Annotated in this window: 14 protein-coding genes and 1 riboswitch; of the genes, 6 read left to right on the top strand and 8 right to left on the bottom strand. The window is 37.2% G+C overall.

Annotated features, from left to right (window positions below):
* Positions 1–53: 53 nt before the first annotated feature.
* Entirely contained in the window at positions 54–737 is a 684-nt protein-coding gene (locus AC2JF9_RS05855) for a dihydrofolate reductase family protein (RefSeq protein WP_500725902.1), read from the bottom strand.
* Positions 738–1,251: 514 nt separating this feature from the next.
* The gene (locus AC2JF9_RS05850; RefSeq protein ID WP_500725900.1) at positions 1,252–2,196 is read right to left on the bottom strand and encodes a BspA family leucine-rich repeat surface protein; all 945 of its coding nucleotides are present in this window, start codon (positions 2,194–2,196) and stop codon (positions 1,252–1,254) included.
* A gap of 165 nt (positions 2,197–2,361) precedes the next feature.
* Between AC2JF9_RS05850 and AC2JF9_RS05845 the strand changes: the two genes are divergently transcribed.
* Positions 2,362–3,897 (top strand): SLAP domain-containing protein, encoded by a 1,536-nt coding sequence (locus AC2JF9_RS05845; RefSeq protein ID WP_500725899.1) that lies wholly within the window; start codon positions 2,362–2,364, stop codon positions 3,895–3,897.
* Positions 3,898–3,969: 72 nt separating this feature from the next.
* Here the strand turns inward: AC2JF9_RS05845 and AC2JF9_RS05840 are convergent, their stop codons facing one another.
* The 4 genes from AC2JF9_RS05840 to AC2JF9_RS05825 form a co-directional block, all read right to left on the bottom strand.
* The gene (locus tag AC2JF9_RS05840; RefSeq protein WP_500725897.1) at positions 3,970–5,814 is read right to left on the bottom strand and encodes a BspA family leucine-rich repeat surface protein; all 1,845 of its coding nucleotides are present in this window, start codon (positions 5,812–5,814) and stop codon (positions 3,970–3,972) included.
* A 276-nt stretch (positions 5,815–6,090) separates the two neighbouring features.
* Positions 6,091–7,017, bottom strand: a complete 927-nt coding sequence (locus AC2JF9_RS05835) for an HNH endonuclease (protein ID WP_500725896.1) — start codon at positions 7,015–7,017, stop codon at positions 6,091–6,093.
* Between the two features lie 117 nt (positions 7,018–7,134).
* Positions 7,135–7,275, bottom strand: a complete 141-nt coding sequence (locus AC2JF9_RS05830; RefSeq protein ID WP_090094091.1) for a hypothetical protein — start codon at positions 7,273–7,275, stop codon at positions 7,135–7,137.
* Between the two features lie 178 nt (positions 7,276–7,453).
* Positions 7,454–7,810, bottom strand: a complete 357-nt coding sequence (locus AC2JF9_RS05825) for an iron-sulfur cluster biosynthesis family protein (protein ID WP_500725894.1) — start codon at positions 7,808–7,810, stop codon at positions 7,454–7,456.
* Between the two features lie 188 nt (positions 7,811–7,998).
* Between AC2JF9_RS05825 and AC2JF9_RS05820 the strand changes: the two genes are divergently transcribed.
* The 3 genes from AC2JF9_RS05820 (at position 7,999) to htpX (ending at position 10,696) form a co-directional block, all read left to right on the top strand.
* A complete protein-coding gene (locus AC2JF9_RS05820) occupies positions 7,999–9,099 on the top strand; it encodes an SLC13 family permease (RefSeq protein WP_500725893.1) in 1,101 nt (366 codons plus the stop codon).
* A 116-nt stretch (positions 9,100–9,215) separates the two neighbouring features.
* Entirely contained in the window at positions 9,216–9,785 is a 570-nt protein-coding gene (locus tag AC2JF9_RS05815) for a LemA family protein (RefSeq protein ID WP_500725891.1), read from the top strand.
* A gap of 17 nt (positions 9,786–9,802) precedes the next feature.
* Complete coding sequence (htpX, locus tag AC2JF9_RS05810; RefSeq protein ID WP_500725889.1) at positions 9,803–10,696, top strand: zinc metalloprotease HtpX; 894 nt, start codon at positions 9,803–9,805, stop codon at positions 10,694–10,696.
* Positions 10,697–10,755: 59 nt separating this feature from the next.
* On the opposite strand, the gene AC2JF9_RS05805 is transcribed toward htpX, so the two are convergent.
* A complete protein-coding gene (locus tag AC2JF9_RS05805) occupies positions 10,756–11,694 on the bottom strand; it encodes a helix-turn-helix domain-containing protein (RefSeq protein ID WP_500725887.1) in 939 nt (312 codons plus the stop codon).
* A 149-nt stretch (positions 11,695–11,843) separates the two neighbouring features.
* Positions 11,844–11,933, top strand: a riboswitch (TPP riboswitch).
* Positions 11,934–11,968: 35 nt separating this feature from the next.
* On the opposite strand from AC2JF9_RS05805, the gene AC2JF9_RS05800 reads away from it, so the two are divergent.
* Together AC2JF9_RS05800 and AC2JF9_RS05795 are read left to right on the top strand one after the other, a co-directional pair.
* Complete coding sequence (locus AC2JF9_RS05800) at positions 11,969–13,336, top strand: ATP-binding cassette domain-containing protein (RefSeq protein WP_500725885.1); 1,368 nt, start codon at positions 11,969–11,971, stop codon at positions 13,334–13,336.
* 10 nt (positions 13,337–13,346) lie between these two features.
* On the top strand, positions 13,347–14,000 hold the full coding sequence (locus AC2JF9_RS05795; protein WP_500725883.1) for an energy-coupling factor transporter transmembrane component T family protein: 654 nt from the start codon (positions 13,347–13,349) through the stop codon (positions 13,998–14,000).
* Between the two features lie 112 nt (positions 14,001–14,112).
* Here the strand turns inward: AC2JF9_RS05795 and rlmH are convergent, their stop codons facing one another.
* The gene (gene rlmH / locus AC2JF9_RS05790; RefSeq protein ID WP_500725882.1) at positions 14,113–14,592 is read right to left on the bottom strand and encodes a 23S rRNA (pseudouridine(1915)-N(3))-methyltransferase RlmH; all 480 of its coding nucleotides are present in this window, start codon (positions 14,590–14,592) and stop codon (positions 14,113–14,115) included.
* Between the last annotated feature and the right edge of the window lie 407 nt (positions 14,593–14,999).

The raw sequence follows: 14,999 nt of genomic DNA, 5'->3' as shown, positions 1-14,999 counted from the left end.
GATTAACTCGCATTAAAAGTGAGCTAATCCTTTTTATATTCAACAATTCTAACTTATTCAGTTTTTTTGAAAATCAAGTGCAACCCGCCATCTGGCAGTTTTTTAATAAAATCAATTTTGAATTGATCATCAATGCGTGTAGTAGTTTCAAACGCTGTCTTAATCTGCCGATCACCATTAACGTATGGTGAAATCACTAATGAAATTTCATCAACTAAGTGCTGTTCTAAAAACACACCATCGATTCTCGCACCACCGCAGACAGCTAATTTCTCAATACCAAAATGCTGTTTGAGTTTAATCAGCACTTCTTCGAGATTAAAATTTTCATCCCCGGAAACTATATATGGAATGTCCATTGTTCGCAAAAAAGCTAGATATTCTTTTGCGGCTTGCTTTGTAACTACTTCGATGGCACGCATACGGTGATTATTATACAAAAAATAATTTTTATTCCAGCCGCATTTTCCCTTGCGGTCAAATGAAACTGACCAGGTTTCTGACTTAATATCCGGAAGCCAATCTTCATATTCAACCCCATCAGCACTATATTTTGCTAAATCAATTGCTTCTGGCGCCGCATACATCTGAATCGTGCGCCGTCCGTTGCCGTCAGCGTTACTTAAAACAAATAGTTCATCACTATAATATTGACCGGATTCAGGACTTTCAGTCTTCCCATCAATTTTGCCATCAATTGTCACATACATGTGAACAACGACTTTTGCTCTTAGCATCTTTTTGCCTCCTTATTGTCAGTTTTGAGAATAGCACTTCAAGTATTCTTTAAGTCAAGAAAAACAAAAAATTTTTCTAGTTGTTCAGTACTTTGATATTTAATTGACATATTAGTGAAAAATGTATGCGCTATAATATTTTATATAGTAGTTATTTAAGAGGTAAAATGATGAAATTATCCAAAAAAATTGGTATTGGGCTGACAGCGCGCTAACCAACGCTTCGGCAGTATTACGCTCGGATAAAGCAACGGTTGCTGAGGTAAAAGAAGCCATGTGGTACCTCAAGACAACCAAGATCCAACTGACTTCAATGAATTTTCCACAAGGAGATTAAGATCATTAAAAAACAGGATTGATTCATGCGGCAACATGAACTAACCCTGTTTTTGTTTTACAAAATCATTTAATCGTTAACCCCTTAGGAAAATGTGGCTTTTTACCGTTATACATTACGTAAACTTTCATTGGGCTCTTTTTGGCTGAATGATTATAAAGTTTAAGCAGTCGTTTTTCAGTATATTTTTTGCGGCAAGCCCGTGGGATTTCCAGCCTCTGCCAGTATTTGGCTATTATGAATGTTAAAATGACTCAAATCAACAAGAGCAAGTTTGCGATCATTGTAAAACATTTGGGTTGAATCCCCCAGATTCGCCATTTGCCAGCCATGTAAATCAACATAAGTAAGCTCAGGACAGTCCTTAAACATTCTAGCAGTAGCTATAATCTTTCGCATGTTCCACCCGCGCAGGTCAACTTTATGTAGTTTTGCATCGTTTCTAAACATGTTTGCCATATCTTCCAGACGCTTTGGGTTCCAGCCCTTCAAATTAACTTTTTCTAGAGCGGTATCACCCCAAAACATACCAAATGTACGTGTTACTTTTCGGACATCAAAATAACTAACATCAATCTTTTTAACTTCTTTGATATTTGCAAACATGCCAATCACATCGGTCACTTTATCAGTGTCAAAACGACTGACATCAAGACTGGTCAAATTCGGGTCATCAGCAAAAAGCCGTGCCATGCTAGTTACCTCACTGGTATCAACTTGATCTAAGCCCTTAATATCTTGCATACTTCTTAAATCCGCAAATTTTGCGCTTGAATCAGGAGCCAGACTAACTGGTGTTTCAAAGACAATGTGCTCAATAATGTCAGACCAGTTAAATTCCTTTTTAAAAGGCGTAGTTGACAGCTGACTTGTTTTTGCGGGTGCACTAATTGTGAGCGTTCTGGTGATTAGATCAAATTTCCAAATGCAGTCACCGTCTTTACCAGTCCACAGACCAAGATCAGATGTAGAATCAATGGTACTTATTGGTGATGTGCTGGTTGGTGTTTCTGAATCAGCTTTAACAATGCCCGCCACATTGACCATGCACAGCAAACCAAGCATGGCTAATGCAAGACCCAGATCGGCTTTTTTGCTTTTAATTATATTATTCCGTTTCATATCACAGCCTCTTTTCTCTACTATTATTATAAGCTGTTTTAACCGTACAACCGGCAAAGTTATAAATATTTCATGCCTTTTTCTGTAATGTCTGTACCGATTGTCATATTTAAAGGCAAGTTAGTGAGCTATAATAAGATATATAGTAGTTTTTGTGAGGCTAAAATGATGAAATTAACTAAAAAAATCGGCATTGGACTGACGGCAGCCGTATTGGCACTCAGTCCGCTACTGCCAAACTTGAATCCGGTACAAACTGTTCAGGCTGCTAAGAAAAAAGCCAAAGCTAAAGGAACAATTTCGCTGCTTAAAAATGATTATGTTTATGACAAATTTGGACATAAGATAAAGATTAAAAAAGAACATGGCACTGGTGGCTATCTTGTGCCTAGCGCCTTTTCAGTTGATCCCAAAGGCTTTGCCATAACAGATGCTGATACGGATGTGGGAGAAATGGCAAATAGCTATTCTTATTACGGCATCAGAAAAATCAAAGGCCAAAAGTATTACCGACTTGCTCACAGCTATTATCTTAACGAAGCTGTAGTTTCAACTGAAAATAAGCGAAATATCAAAAAGAAAAAACTGGTTTTAAACCGTGACTCGCTTGTGTACACTAAAAATGGTCAGGCGACAGGTAAAAAGCTAGCTAAAAACACGATTGTTAAATACCAGGGCAAGATTAAATCAGCAAAAAAGGCACCCAAGTATTTCTTTTATAAAAATGATTGGGCACGTCACTTTCAGGTGAAATACTTGCCGACACATAAAATAAATAAAAAGCAATATTATTTTTTGGGTCGCAACCGCTATATCAATGCCGCCAATGTTAGTTACATTGATGGTCATATTGCACGCTATAACGGTGTTGTCACTGCAACCGTGCTCGAAAAGACCTTCACATTTCCAGTTAACTTGGTTTCCTATAAACATACCCTTAAGAAAGGCCAGAAGATTAAAGTTGATTTAACCGTGATTCCTTATGCAAACGATGGCTTTGAAGGATATATTTTCAGACTGCATGATCATCCAGATGAATATGTTAGACAGAACAGTATTTCATTAAAAAGAGACTTGCCAATTGTTAATTATGAGGATCTAATTTACACTTACGTTCAGCCGCTGTCTGGTAACAGCGTTGAACTTTACGATGCTTCAGGAACAGCAATTAGCAAAAAAATGAAAAAGCCCAAATACGGCGACATTACGGTTGACGGCTTAATGTATCTCTGGGTCCCTAGTGAAAATAAGGCTCAACTATTTTATCATTGTCTAAATTATACTAATGAGACTATTATTGACGATAAACAATCTATTGCGCCAAATGCGGATCAGGCTACATCACGCCAACAAAATGAAAAATTACTCTACGGCAATAACTTTATCAAGGTAAGTGACGTTAAATATACTAGTGGAATTAAACTAAAGCTAATTAATTCCGCCAAGCAAGCTGAAAGTGACCAGAAGATTGCTTCAGAAGCTGACAAGCAAGAATTGCTGAAACTATTTAATGATGGAAAAGAGAAATACGGTCGTAGTGCGTATGATGAGTTGATGGCAAATTATGAGTGTGCACTAACCAATGCTTCTCTTATTCTTAAAAATGACAAAGCTACAGTTGCACAAGTAAAAGAAGCGGTCTGGTATCTTAAAACGACCATTACCCAATTTACTACAATGAGCTATCCACTGGGGGACTAACCAATTTTATTACCAAACAAAAAGGACCAATCCAAGGTTTTAATAGATTGGTCCTTTTCTGGTTTTTAAAATCTAATTAATTGTCAGACCTTCAGGAAACTGCGGTTTCTTGCCGTTATACATGACGTAAACTTCCATTGGACTCTTTTTGGCAGAGTGATTATAAAGCTGCAACAGCTGTTTTTCAGTATATTTCTTGCCCTTGGGTTTTCTAATCGTACCCTTGCCAACGGCCCGAATATGCTTAAAGCCATGACCAACACCGGAGCTCTTACGCAAGCGGTAATGTCCTAGTTTAACCACAAAGCCTTTAGCGTTACCAGCATTTGCCAATATTTGACTGTTATGAATATTGAAATGACTTAAGTCAACACCAGCAAGTCGGCGATCATTATAAAACATTCGTGTCGAATCATACAGTTTTGGCAATTTCCAACCGCTTAAATCTGCAAAAACCAAGTTAGGACAATCCATAAACATTTGGGCGACTCTCTCCACTTTACGGGTGTCCCAGCTATGCAAATCAACTCGCTTTATACTTGTGGCGCCTTTAAACATGCCAAACATTTCTGTCACATTCTTAGTATTAAAATGACTTAAATCAATGTTGGTCAGACTACTGTTGCCCCTGAACATCGAATCGATGTATTGCACGTTGTGGGTGTCCCAGCCCTTTAAGTTTACTGAAGCTAACGAACTGTCACCTCGAAACATAGCTGTCATTTTGGTGACGTTGCTCGTGTCGAGGCTGCTTAAATCCAAATTGACCAAGTTTGGATTGTGAGCAAACATATCCTGCATGTTTTTGACATTGTGAGTATTCAACTTGCTTAGGTCAACTTGCTCCAAATGTGCAAATTTTGCGAACATGTATGACATATTCTGCACCTTGCCCGTGTCAAAGCTACTTAAATCCAAGTTGGTTAAATTAGGACAATTATAAAACATGTATGACATGTTGATTACGTTGCTGGTATTCCAGTTTTGCAAGTTTACTTTGGTTAGAGAACTGTATGCAAACATATTCGCCATGTTAGTAACATTGGCCGTATTGAAATGACTCAAATCCAGACTCTGCAAGTTGGTGTTTCCACTAAACATGTTACTCATATCAGTAACTTTACTGGTATTAAAGTTAGAAAGATCTAATTGACTAACTTTGGTTCCAGCTAACATCCCTGCCATGTTAGTAACTTGGCTGGTATCAAAGTTACTAAGATCAAGCCGTTCTATTGAGCTAGATGCAAACATAGAGCTCATATCAGTGACTTTACCGGTATTGAAACTCTTCAGATCGACATACTTAATATCGCAAGCTCTAAACATGCCACTCATGTTTGTAACTTTATCCGTGTTAAAGTGGCTTAAATCAATCTCTGTCAGTTTAGTATTTTCAAACATCTGGCTCATGTCAGTAACTTGGCTAGTGTCAAAATGACTCACATCTGCACTGGTTAAAGAACTGTCATTGGTGAACAATAATGACATATTAGTTACTTGGCTAGTATCAACCTTATCAAGTCCTTTGATATCTCGCAAACTACGGAGCTCTGCAAATTTTTCCTTTGAATCAGCAGCCAGTTGGACAGGTGCTTCGAAGACGATATGCTCGATTTTGTTAGACCAGTTAAATTCCTTTGCAAAAGGTGTACTTGAAAGCTGACTCGTTTTATTCGGCCCGCTAATCGTCAGCGTTCTAGTGACTATATCAAATTTCCAAATGCAGTCACCGTCTTTGCCAGTCCACAAACCAACATCAGATTTAGAATCAGTGGTGCTAATCGGTGATGAGCCGACGGAATTTTCTGAATCGGCTTTTACAGCGGCTGCCGCATTGACCATCCACAACGAACCAAGCGTGGCTACTGCAAGACCCAAACTGGTTTTTTTGATTTTAGTTAAATTATTCGGTTTCATATCTCAGCCTCTTTTCTTCTACCCTCATTATAGACCGATTTTGCTGATTAAATTAGTTAAATATTAGTCTAACTTAAAAAGAAGTCTGTCGCTTGTAAGCAACAAAAATTCAAAAAAGCAGTATGACACTTAATACGGCCATTACGCGGCTCACCACAATAACTTTCCCACTAGGCGACTAAACTGTTAAGATAAAATATAAAAAAGGCTAATTCGTTTCACTGAATTAACCTTTTCTTGTTGATTGCGATCTGTATAATCTGAAACAGATAATTTTTAGATAATATCTTCTTTTTCATTCTCCTGCATTAATTTCCAACCTGTCATAAAGTGCTGCTCCCGCAAAATTCGCAATTCGTTATAGTCACTTTCAAGGCTGTCAATGGCATCCTGCAGCTTCTTGTTTTGTTTACGCATTTGGTTTAATTCTGGGTCATTAACTACGCCCTTAAGATGCATTGTAGCAGCTAGTTCACGTCTTTTTTGCTCAAACTCGCCTTTTAGTGTTGCCAGAGCATTTTCATATTTAACCAGCTTTTGGTTGATTTTCTGAATCTTATCGTTCAACTTAGTAAACAATTCATATGGCATGTCAGATTTAATTCGGTTGCATTCCTGGCAAGACAAAATCAGGTTATCAAAGTCATTATTGTGTGACAAAGAAACCGGGTCCTTGTGATCAACACTACGCCCGCGCCGACCACAATATTGGCAACGATACTTATATTTAGCGCGAATCCGCTCCCGATCAATATAGTCAACTTCATTTAACTTAAAGTCTACAGTTAACCCCATTTTTTCTAAATTTTCGGCAAAGGTTAAATCAAGACTTGGAACAAAGCCAATTTGCCCACTTTCACTATCAATCACTGCCTGGTTAAAATTGTGCCTAGCCAGTTGCTGCTGAGCTAGTTCGTTGCCATCGTAATCCTGAATGAATGCTTCATACCGCTTACGGTTTTCTTTAGTAGCAACCAATATTTTTTCATCGTTATCATTTTCTGCTTCATCATTTTTGCCAATAAAAGTGTAAAGCAGCCCCTGAGCAAAAACGCTGATGGCGGTGTTGGAAAAATTAGCAGCATCTTTACCACGTTGAATGCACAAATCACAAATACTAGTCAACTGTTGGTTAATCAGCCCTTTTTGTTTAAAATGTCTCGAATTGATGCGCAGACCGCACGCGCTGCATTGAAATTTCACTTTAAAACGTTCTCCTTCTGGCAATAACTAGTTCTCAATTTAATTTTACTCAAATTAACCCGATAAAAAAAGGTGGATTACTTAGTAATCCACCTTTTAAGTTTATTTAGCAACAGACTATTTGTTTTCGTCTGCTTTAGCCTTGTTCAAGAAAGCAACAACTGCTGCTACGTGAGCAACGCGCTTTTTACCATTCTTCTTGTTCTTAGGTCTTTGGTTTGGTTCACAACCAGTGTTGTAATTTTCACCCTTACGCATAGTACTATACTTCCTTTCAGATTTTCGAAAATCTTATATAGTTTACCACGTCAAGGTTAATGAGGCAAGGGTTTGCTTGTTAGCTGCTGATATTAAGAGACAATCAAAAAAGACAATCATATTTGATTGTCTAATTCATTACTTATAAAAAATACGTTTAGTTACCATTCATTACTGCCTAGTGTTCATTGATCGATACTGCACCATCAATTACACCACTATCATCTGACAAGCTCATCGCGGCATTCTTAATATCCGCAACCAAACTACTTCCGAGATATTGCATCTCCGCAGGACTGGTGTATAAAGCAAGACCAGCATTATTTTCAACTTTAATTGAAAATTCAGGATCTGGTTGATTCAAGATTACAAATTGGAAGCGTGAACCCGCTGCACAACTGCCACCGACATCTGAATATTTGTTTGAACCATCGTTTAGCGACAATAAAACCACCTGGCCATTTTTAACCTGGCTTTTAATCTTATCAGCAGCTGCGGATTTAATATTGATTTTCACTGTTTCTGAACTACTCATATAAAATTACCCCCTAATCTTTATCTGTTTTCTCAAGTATAGGGTAGATTAACTTATGAAGTCAAAATTTATGTTTATAGTATTGGGTTATTTTCTGACAGAATATTTATATTGCGAACATTTATAAAAAAGCTCAAAATGGACATAACGATTATATGATGATTGTAACTTGTGAAAGGGGACATTTTATGACCGTCTTAAAAAAGATTTATAGTGACAGAATCTTGCAAATAACTTTTGTAATAACTGTCATCAGTCTTTTTTTTGCTAGACCTCGGTTTGAAGATATTAACCTGCATACAATATTTTCTGTAGCGACAATGTTAATCATCATTCAAATATATGCCTATTTACACGTTCTTGATGTTTTGGCATACAAGTTGACCAGTATTGCTAACAATATGCAAAAACTGGACATGTTATTTACTCTGTTGGCAATTATTTCCGGAATGTTTTTGGGCAATGACATAACCGCGTTGACTTTAATTCCATTATATTTGAGCATTGCAAAAAGATGCGATTTGCCGCAAATTTTGCCCATTACGTTAATTGGAATGGGGGCTAATATCGGAGCAGCCTTCACCCCTTGGGGCAATCCACACAATATTTTTCTGGTCAGCAAGTACTCTGTCAACGTTCTTGAATTCTTTTCTTGGTCTTTACCATACCTACTTTCAGCATTAGTAATCACATTTATCATTTTTCACTTTATACCGCGCAAAACAATCCCTACTCAAGACATTAAGCAAATTGACATCAGCGTTAGACTAACTGTTATTACCACCGTTATATTCGCACTGTTCTTTTTGGGTGTCTTCAAAGTGATTAATGTAGCAATTCCAATGGTAATTGCGATTATTTGGGCTGTAATAATTAATCCTAGAATCTTGCTCAAAATTGACTACGCTCTGCTTTTAACCTTTACCTGCTTTTTTATTTTTATCAGTGATATTCAACAAATTCCCATGTTAGTAGCACTCATTCACACGATGGTCAATTCAGAAATTTCTACTTATTTTACGTCGATTATTTCTAGTCAACTTATTAGCAACGTACCAGCTACTATATTAGTTGGAAAGTTTACGCCATATGCCAAGGCGTTATTTTTGGGTTCCAACATTGGTGGCTTTGGGTCACCAATTGGCTCAATGGCGAATATGCTTGTTCTTAAAACATTTACTCAACACGCCACGGTATCACGAGGAAAATTTTTTAAGAACTGGTTGCTTATGCAATACGCTAGTTTATTTGTCTTAACTCTTGTCGGCCTGATATTGTTATTAGTATAAAAAATGAATAATAACAAGTTAAAATCCACCAGAAATGACGGTTTTAACTTGTTTTTATACCCAAAAAGAACATAATCAGTTATAATTGACTGAATAGTTAAGATGGAGGAAAAAATATGTCAAAAACAACTTTAATATGGATTATCGTTGCTGTTATCCTTATTTTACTAATTGCTATTTACATTGGTATTTATAACGGCTTGCAAAAGGCTAAAGTGTACACTGACGAGGCATGGAGCCAAATTGACGTACAATTAAAACGTCGTAATGACTTAATTCCTAATTTAGTAGAAACTACTAAAGGATATGCTAAACACGAAAGCGAAACTTTAGAAAAAGTCGTACAGTTACGTAGTCAGTTAACATCGATTCCTAGTGATGACCACGCTGAAACTCTAAAAGTTTCCAATCAAATTTCTGATGCCTTAAGATCAATTTTTGCATTGTCAGAAAACTATCCTGATTTAAAGGCTAACCAGAACTTTACCAATTTACAGGAAGAACTAACAAATACTGAAAACAAAATTGCGTACTCAAGACAGCTTTACAACTCATCTGCCGCTGTTTATGATCAAAAACTGTTAACCTTCCCTTCCAACTTGGTTGCTAGCATTCACGGCTTTAAAAAGGTTGACTACTTGCAAGCTAGTGAAGCAGAAAAAGAAGTACCAAAAGTTAAGTTTTAATCTTGTAGGCGGTTTTTATGTTATTTCAACAAATTGCCAGCAATAAGCGGAAAACGACAGTTATAATGGCTTTGTTCGTCATTATTTTAGCACTCGTTGGCGCTGGCATTGGCTTTATCTGGAATGACCAACCCTTATTTGGCTTAGTCGTTGCACTGATTTGTAGTGCGATTTACATGTTAATTGTTCTACCCAACCCCGCCAATATGGTTATGAGCTTAAATCATGCTCAAGAAATTCAGGAAAAAGACAATCCAGAATTATGGCATGTTGTGCAAGACATGGCTCTGGTTGGTCGAATACCAATGCCACGGGTTTTTATCATTGATGATCCTAGTCCTAATGCATTTGCAACCGGTCGTGATCCCGATCATTCTGCTGTCGCTGTTACGCAAGGATTGCTTGACATGATGAATCGTGAAGAGCTCGAAGGCGTCTTAGGTCATGAAATTTCTCATATCAGAAACTATGACATCCTCGTGTCGACTGTTGCCGCTGTTTTAGTTGGCGTCATTTCGTACTTGTCGGGAATTGCGAGCCGCTATATTTGGTGGATTGATGATGAGGACAAGGATCGAAACAGCGATAACACAGTTATTATGATTTTTAAAATTGTCGCAATTTTATTTGTTCTTGTTCTGGGACCCATCTGTGCTAGTTTGGCGCAAATGGCACTGTCACGCAATCGAGAATATCTGGCCGATGCTTCTTCAGTCGAATTAACCCGTAACCCACATGGCTTAGTTTCTGCTTTGCAAAAAATCGAGAGTTCAGATCCAATGAAAAAAGTCGATCCCAGCAGTGCTGGAATGTACATCGAAGATCCGTTGCGTAAAAAACACGGTTTTACTCATCTTTTTGATAGTCATCCTCCAACCGCTGACCGCATTAAAAGACTAGAAAAAATGTAGTTTATCCTACTTAAAAAAGCTCCCTTTTTCGGGAGCTTTTTTACTTATCATTTTGGCGGTTATTTTAGGTTAATATTAGCTTGCCTAAATAGCTCCGCTCGCATTTGAACTGGTGTCTCATGATAATATTCATTAAATTTTTTATAGAAAAAAGACTTACCATTATAGCCGACCCTAGCAATCACATCTTTAACTGAAATATCAGGACGAGCAAGCAAACTGCGTGCTTCTTGCATTCGTCTTTCATCAACATGTTCGACAAAGCTCTTACCAGTTTTTTGCTTAACCATACTAGAAAAATAATTAGGGTTTAGTCCAAAATGTTCAGCTGCTTCTTTTAAAGTGATATCAGTAAAATTGGCGTCAATATATTGCTCAAGAGCAGTTTGCGCAAACTTAGGCGTAGTGGCGGTTGCAGTTTTTAAGTCTTGATTTCTAATTGCAGATATAAAGAGCATATTTAGTTCAGCAATAATCATACTGTGCGTGAACATATTCTGGTTTAGATATTCATCGATGATTTTCTTCATCAATTGCGCTGTCTGCGACATTTGTGAACATTTTAAGCTTAACAAACGGTTAGTTGCCAAAGCGTCAGTTACTTGCTGAACAGCATGCTCTTCTTGCGCGTTAAGTATAGAGCTCTTGCCAAAAAAACTTTGCCAATCAAACTGCGAATTAAATTCAAGTTTAACTAGAATATCTTTTTTATCCTGCTTAGTTACTTCATATTCGCATTTTGCTTGTAAAAGCACTATGTTACCCGTAGCCAAAGTCAAAATCTGGCCATTAATTTTGACTTTAGCCGTGCCATCAACTTCATAAAGAATAGTCGTTTTTGTAGTTTGATAGCGATGAATACCTGTATTGTGGTTTTCTAAGTGCGCCATAAATAAGTCAAAATTTTTATTGCCTGGCTTTATGCTCACCTCGTTTGAGTCGCTGCTGCTTGACTCTAAAATGCTGGCTAAATATTGTTCTAGCTTAACTGCTGCCATGCCGTCACCTTCTTGTTAATAATCTGTTTTCATAATTTTATTATATAGCAAAAAATCTCTCTAATAATATCTTTTTCCTTTAATGAGTTAATAGTCAAGCTTAGCTATCAGAGCTGCTAGACAAGGAAATGCCTTTTAGGTATAATTGACCTGAAATATAGGGGTGCCGTAAGGCTGAGAATATACCCGTTGAACCTGCTATGGATAATGCCAGCGAAGGGAAAATCATTGAATTTTTAAGTCGTCTGGCGGGTTGCCATGACGATTTTTTAGATTGGTTAGAAAATTGATTACAACTAAAAACCTAACTTTTTCATATGATGAAAACCATGTAATTCTTGAGAATATTAACTTGCTTATCCCGACTGGCAAATTTTCCCTTTTAGTAGGACCAACTGGATGTGGCAAATCGACACTTTTAAAAATTTTGGCTTCTCTTTACCCGAAATATGCTGGCAAACTTACAGGTAATATCAACTTAAACGGGCTTAAGAGTGCGATGATGTTTCAAAACGCAGGCGAGCAATTTACAATGGCAACGCCACGCGAAGAAATTATTTTTGCACTAGAGAACCTACAAGTTGATCGTGATCACTACCAAAAGCGACTTAAGCACGCCGTTGAATTTGCCCAAATTAATGACTTACTTGATCAGAAAATTGTAACCATGTCTGGTGGGGAGCAACAGCGTGTAGCACTTGCGGTCCTGATTGCAATGGACGTTGACCTTTTTTTGCTGGATGAGCCTTTTGCCAGTTGCGATCCAACTAATCGTAAGTTTTTAATTACCAAATTAGCCCACTTGCGTGACCAAGGGAAAACAATTGTTATCAGTGATCACATTCTAAGCGACTATATAGACGTTTGTGACTACTTATTTACCTTTACAGGTAAAGATATTATTAAGCTAAACCAAGATCAACAAGATGCTATTTTAAAAGCAGACGACCAACCTCAGCATTATACTTTTAAACTCCCGACCACCGAAAAAACCTGCTTTACTCTTGCTAATTCCGAAATTAATCAAAATCGCTTGCTGCTAAAGCAAGACCATTTAAATATTATTACTGGCAAGACAACGCTTATTACTGGTCCAAACGGTGTCGGCAAAACTTCTTTTTTTAAGGCACTAACAAAGATGTTGCCCTATAACGGCAGCATAACATATTCTAGCAAGGAGATTCGTAACTTATCGGCTCGTAAATATCTGCTGAAAGTTGGACAAATTTTCCAAGCTGCAAGTGACCAGTTTATTAACGTTTCAGTTGCAGACGAAATCAATTTAAGCAAAAAGCAACGAACCAATGATTTCTACACTGACCAAAAAATTGCGGATTCACTGCATTATCTTAATTTAGACCAGACCATGGACCAAGTTGTTTACTCACTTTCAGGAGGTCAGCAGAAGAAACTGCAAATTTTGTTAATGCTGATTGCCGATCAAAAAGTTTTATTAATTGATGAACCGCTAAGTGGGCTCGACAGCGAATCTGCTCAAAAAGTTATGCACTTGCTCAAAGAAAGTCAGGAAAAACGGGGGCAAACCCTATTAATTATTAGTCATGAATTGACTAATTTAGCCAGTTGGTGCGACTTCCACTTAGTTTTCGAAAATCAACATCTTACCTACGTGAATAAGTGAGGCAGTGATTATGAATCCCAGTTTTAAATTTATCTTAGCGCTAGTTATTTCCGTAGAATTATCCTTAAAAAGTAGCCTAGCAACTAATTTACTAGTTATTATTTTTTCAATTATATATCTTATTTATAAACACATTAAGTTAAGGAATCTTTTGATAACATTATTAACACCGTTAATTGCGGCCTTTACAATTTTCGCAACCCTCTACTGGTTTGCTCCTCAGCCTAACCTTGAAAATGCATTGAGTCTTTCCAGCCGAGTTTATGTTTACACCTTAACAATTTATTGTGTAGCAATCGGGACAACCGCTGAAAATTTAGCTAAATCTTTTGAACAAAACTTTCATTTACCAAGTAAGTTCGCTTATGGAGTTTTAGCAGCACTTAATATTGTTCCCCGCATGAAAGAAGCAGTCAAACAAATCCGCGCTGCTGGTATGATGCGCGGCGTCTACCTTAGTTTTTGGTCACCAGTGCTTTACTTTAAAGCAATTTTAGTCGCCCTTAATTCAGCTGAAAATCTTGCCCAAGGAATGGAATCACACGGCTTTAAAGAGGGCGAAAAACGTGCGATTATTGTTGCTATTCCAGTCAAACTAAGTGATTGGCTACTAGCCGGCGGACTACTGCTCATTACTAATTTTGCCCTTTTTACCTTGAAATAAATAAAAAATGGAAACTTGTTAGTTTCCATTTTTATTTACCGTAATAATGTAGTGCAATTTAAAACTACCTTGTTTCCTCTAGCAAGCATACAAATTTAAGCCATACAGTCTTTTACTTATGATACGGACTACCACTATTAATCATGAAACCACGATAAATTTGCTCAATCAAAACTACCCGCATTAATTGGTGTGGCATCGTCAATTTGCCAAAGCTCATTAAATCATCCGCGCGTTTGTTAACAGCTGCGCTAGTGCCAAGACTACCGCCAATCACAAAAGCAACATCTGAGTGACCGTAGGTTGCTAAATTCTTTAATTCATGAGCAAATTCTTCACTCGAGCGTTCTTTTCCCGTAATCGCGGTAACATAAACATATTCTTTAGCTTTAATCTTGCTTAAAATACGCTGTCCTTCGATTTCCTTCACTTTTTCTTGCTCAGCATCACTAAACTTTTCAGGCGCTTTTTCATCGGGCACTTGAACTATTTCTATTTTCGCAAAACGGCTGAGGCGCTTTTGATATTCAGCAATTGCATCTCTAAAATACTTTTCTTTGAGTTTTCCAACACAGATAATCTTGATATTCATAGTTCTATTTTATCCCCTAATTCTCATTGTTTCCACCTGCTTTTTCCACACCTGTGTACAACCAAAAACTACATTTTGTGGTTCTATTTAAAAATAGGCGGACAGGTTGTGTTCTCAAAAAAGTTTTTATTTTTATTGGATAAATTTACCCACAAGTTCACTTTTTACTACCAAATTTCACAAACTTTTGCTTGTAAACACTAGTATAGCTTGCTGAACAGTTGTTTGACTTAATTATTCTCAGACGGTGTTTACACACAATTCACAGGTTATCCACAGCTAGTCCAATTAACTTCAAGCCCTTTTATACACAATCCACATTTTTATCCACAGTTATCAACAAGTTCTTAGTCAAAAAAAATCACTTGACAGCACCAAAAAACGAACTTTTTTATGTTTCCCATACT

It is taken from the genome of Lactobacillus sp. C449L (assembly GCF_059900815.1).
The sequence above is the reverse complement of the archived record's forward strand: the minus strand, read 5'-3'. Positions and strand labels throughout refer to the sequence as shown.

Excerpts from the sequence above, each read along its gene's own strand:
- AC2JF9_RS05855 (WP_500725902.1), bottom strand. The coding sequence starts at position 737 with ATGCTAAGAGCAAAAGTCGTTGTTCACATGTATGTGACAATTGATGGC.
- AC2JF9_RS05850 (WP_500725900.1), bottom strand. The coding sequence starts at position 2,196 with ATGAAACGGAATAATATAATTAAAAGCAAAAAAGCCGATCTGGGTCTT.
- AC2JF9_RS05845 (WP_500725899.1), top strand. The coding sequence starts at position 2,362 with ATGATGAAATTAACTAAAAAAATCGGCATTGGACTGACGGCAGCCGTA.
- AC2JF9_RS05840 (WP_500725897.1), bottom strand. The coding sequence starts at position 5,814 with ATGAAACCGAATAATTTAACTAAAATCAAAAAAACCAGTTTGGGTCTT.
- AC2JF9_RS05830 (WP_090094091.1), bottom strand. The coding sequence starts at position 7,275 with ATGCGTAAGGGTGAAAATTACAACACTGGTTGTGAACCAAACCAAAGA.
- AC2JF9_RS05825 (WP_500725894.1), bottom strand. The coding sequence starts at position 7,810 with ATGAGTAGTTCAGAAACAGTGAAAATCAATATTAAATCCGCAGCTGCT.
- AC2JF9_RS05820 (WP_500725893.1), top strand. The coding sequence starts at position 7,999 with ATGACCGTCTTAAAAAAGATTTATAGTGACAGAATCTTGCAAATAACT.
- AC2JF9_RS05815 (WP_500725891.1), top strand. The coding sequence starts at position 9,216 with ATGTCAAAAACAACTTTAATATGGATTATCGTTGCTGTTATCCTTATT.
- htpX (WP_500725889.1), top strand. The coding sequence starts at position 9,803 with ATGTTATTTCAACAAATTGCCAGCAATAAGCGGAAAACGACAGTTATA.
- AC2JF9_RS05805 (WP_500725887.1), bottom strand. The coding sequence starts at position 11,694 with ATGGCAGCAGTTAAGCTAGAACAATATTTAGCCAGCATTTTAGAGTCA.
- AC2JF9_RS05795 (WP_500725883.1), top strand. The coding sequence starts at position 13,347 with ATGAATCCCAGTTTTAAATTTATCTTAGCGCTAGTTATTTCCGTAGAA.
- rlmH (WP_500725882.1), bottom strand. The coding sequence starts at position 14,592 with ATGAATATCAAGATTATCTGTGTTGGAAAACTCAAAGAAAAGTATTTT.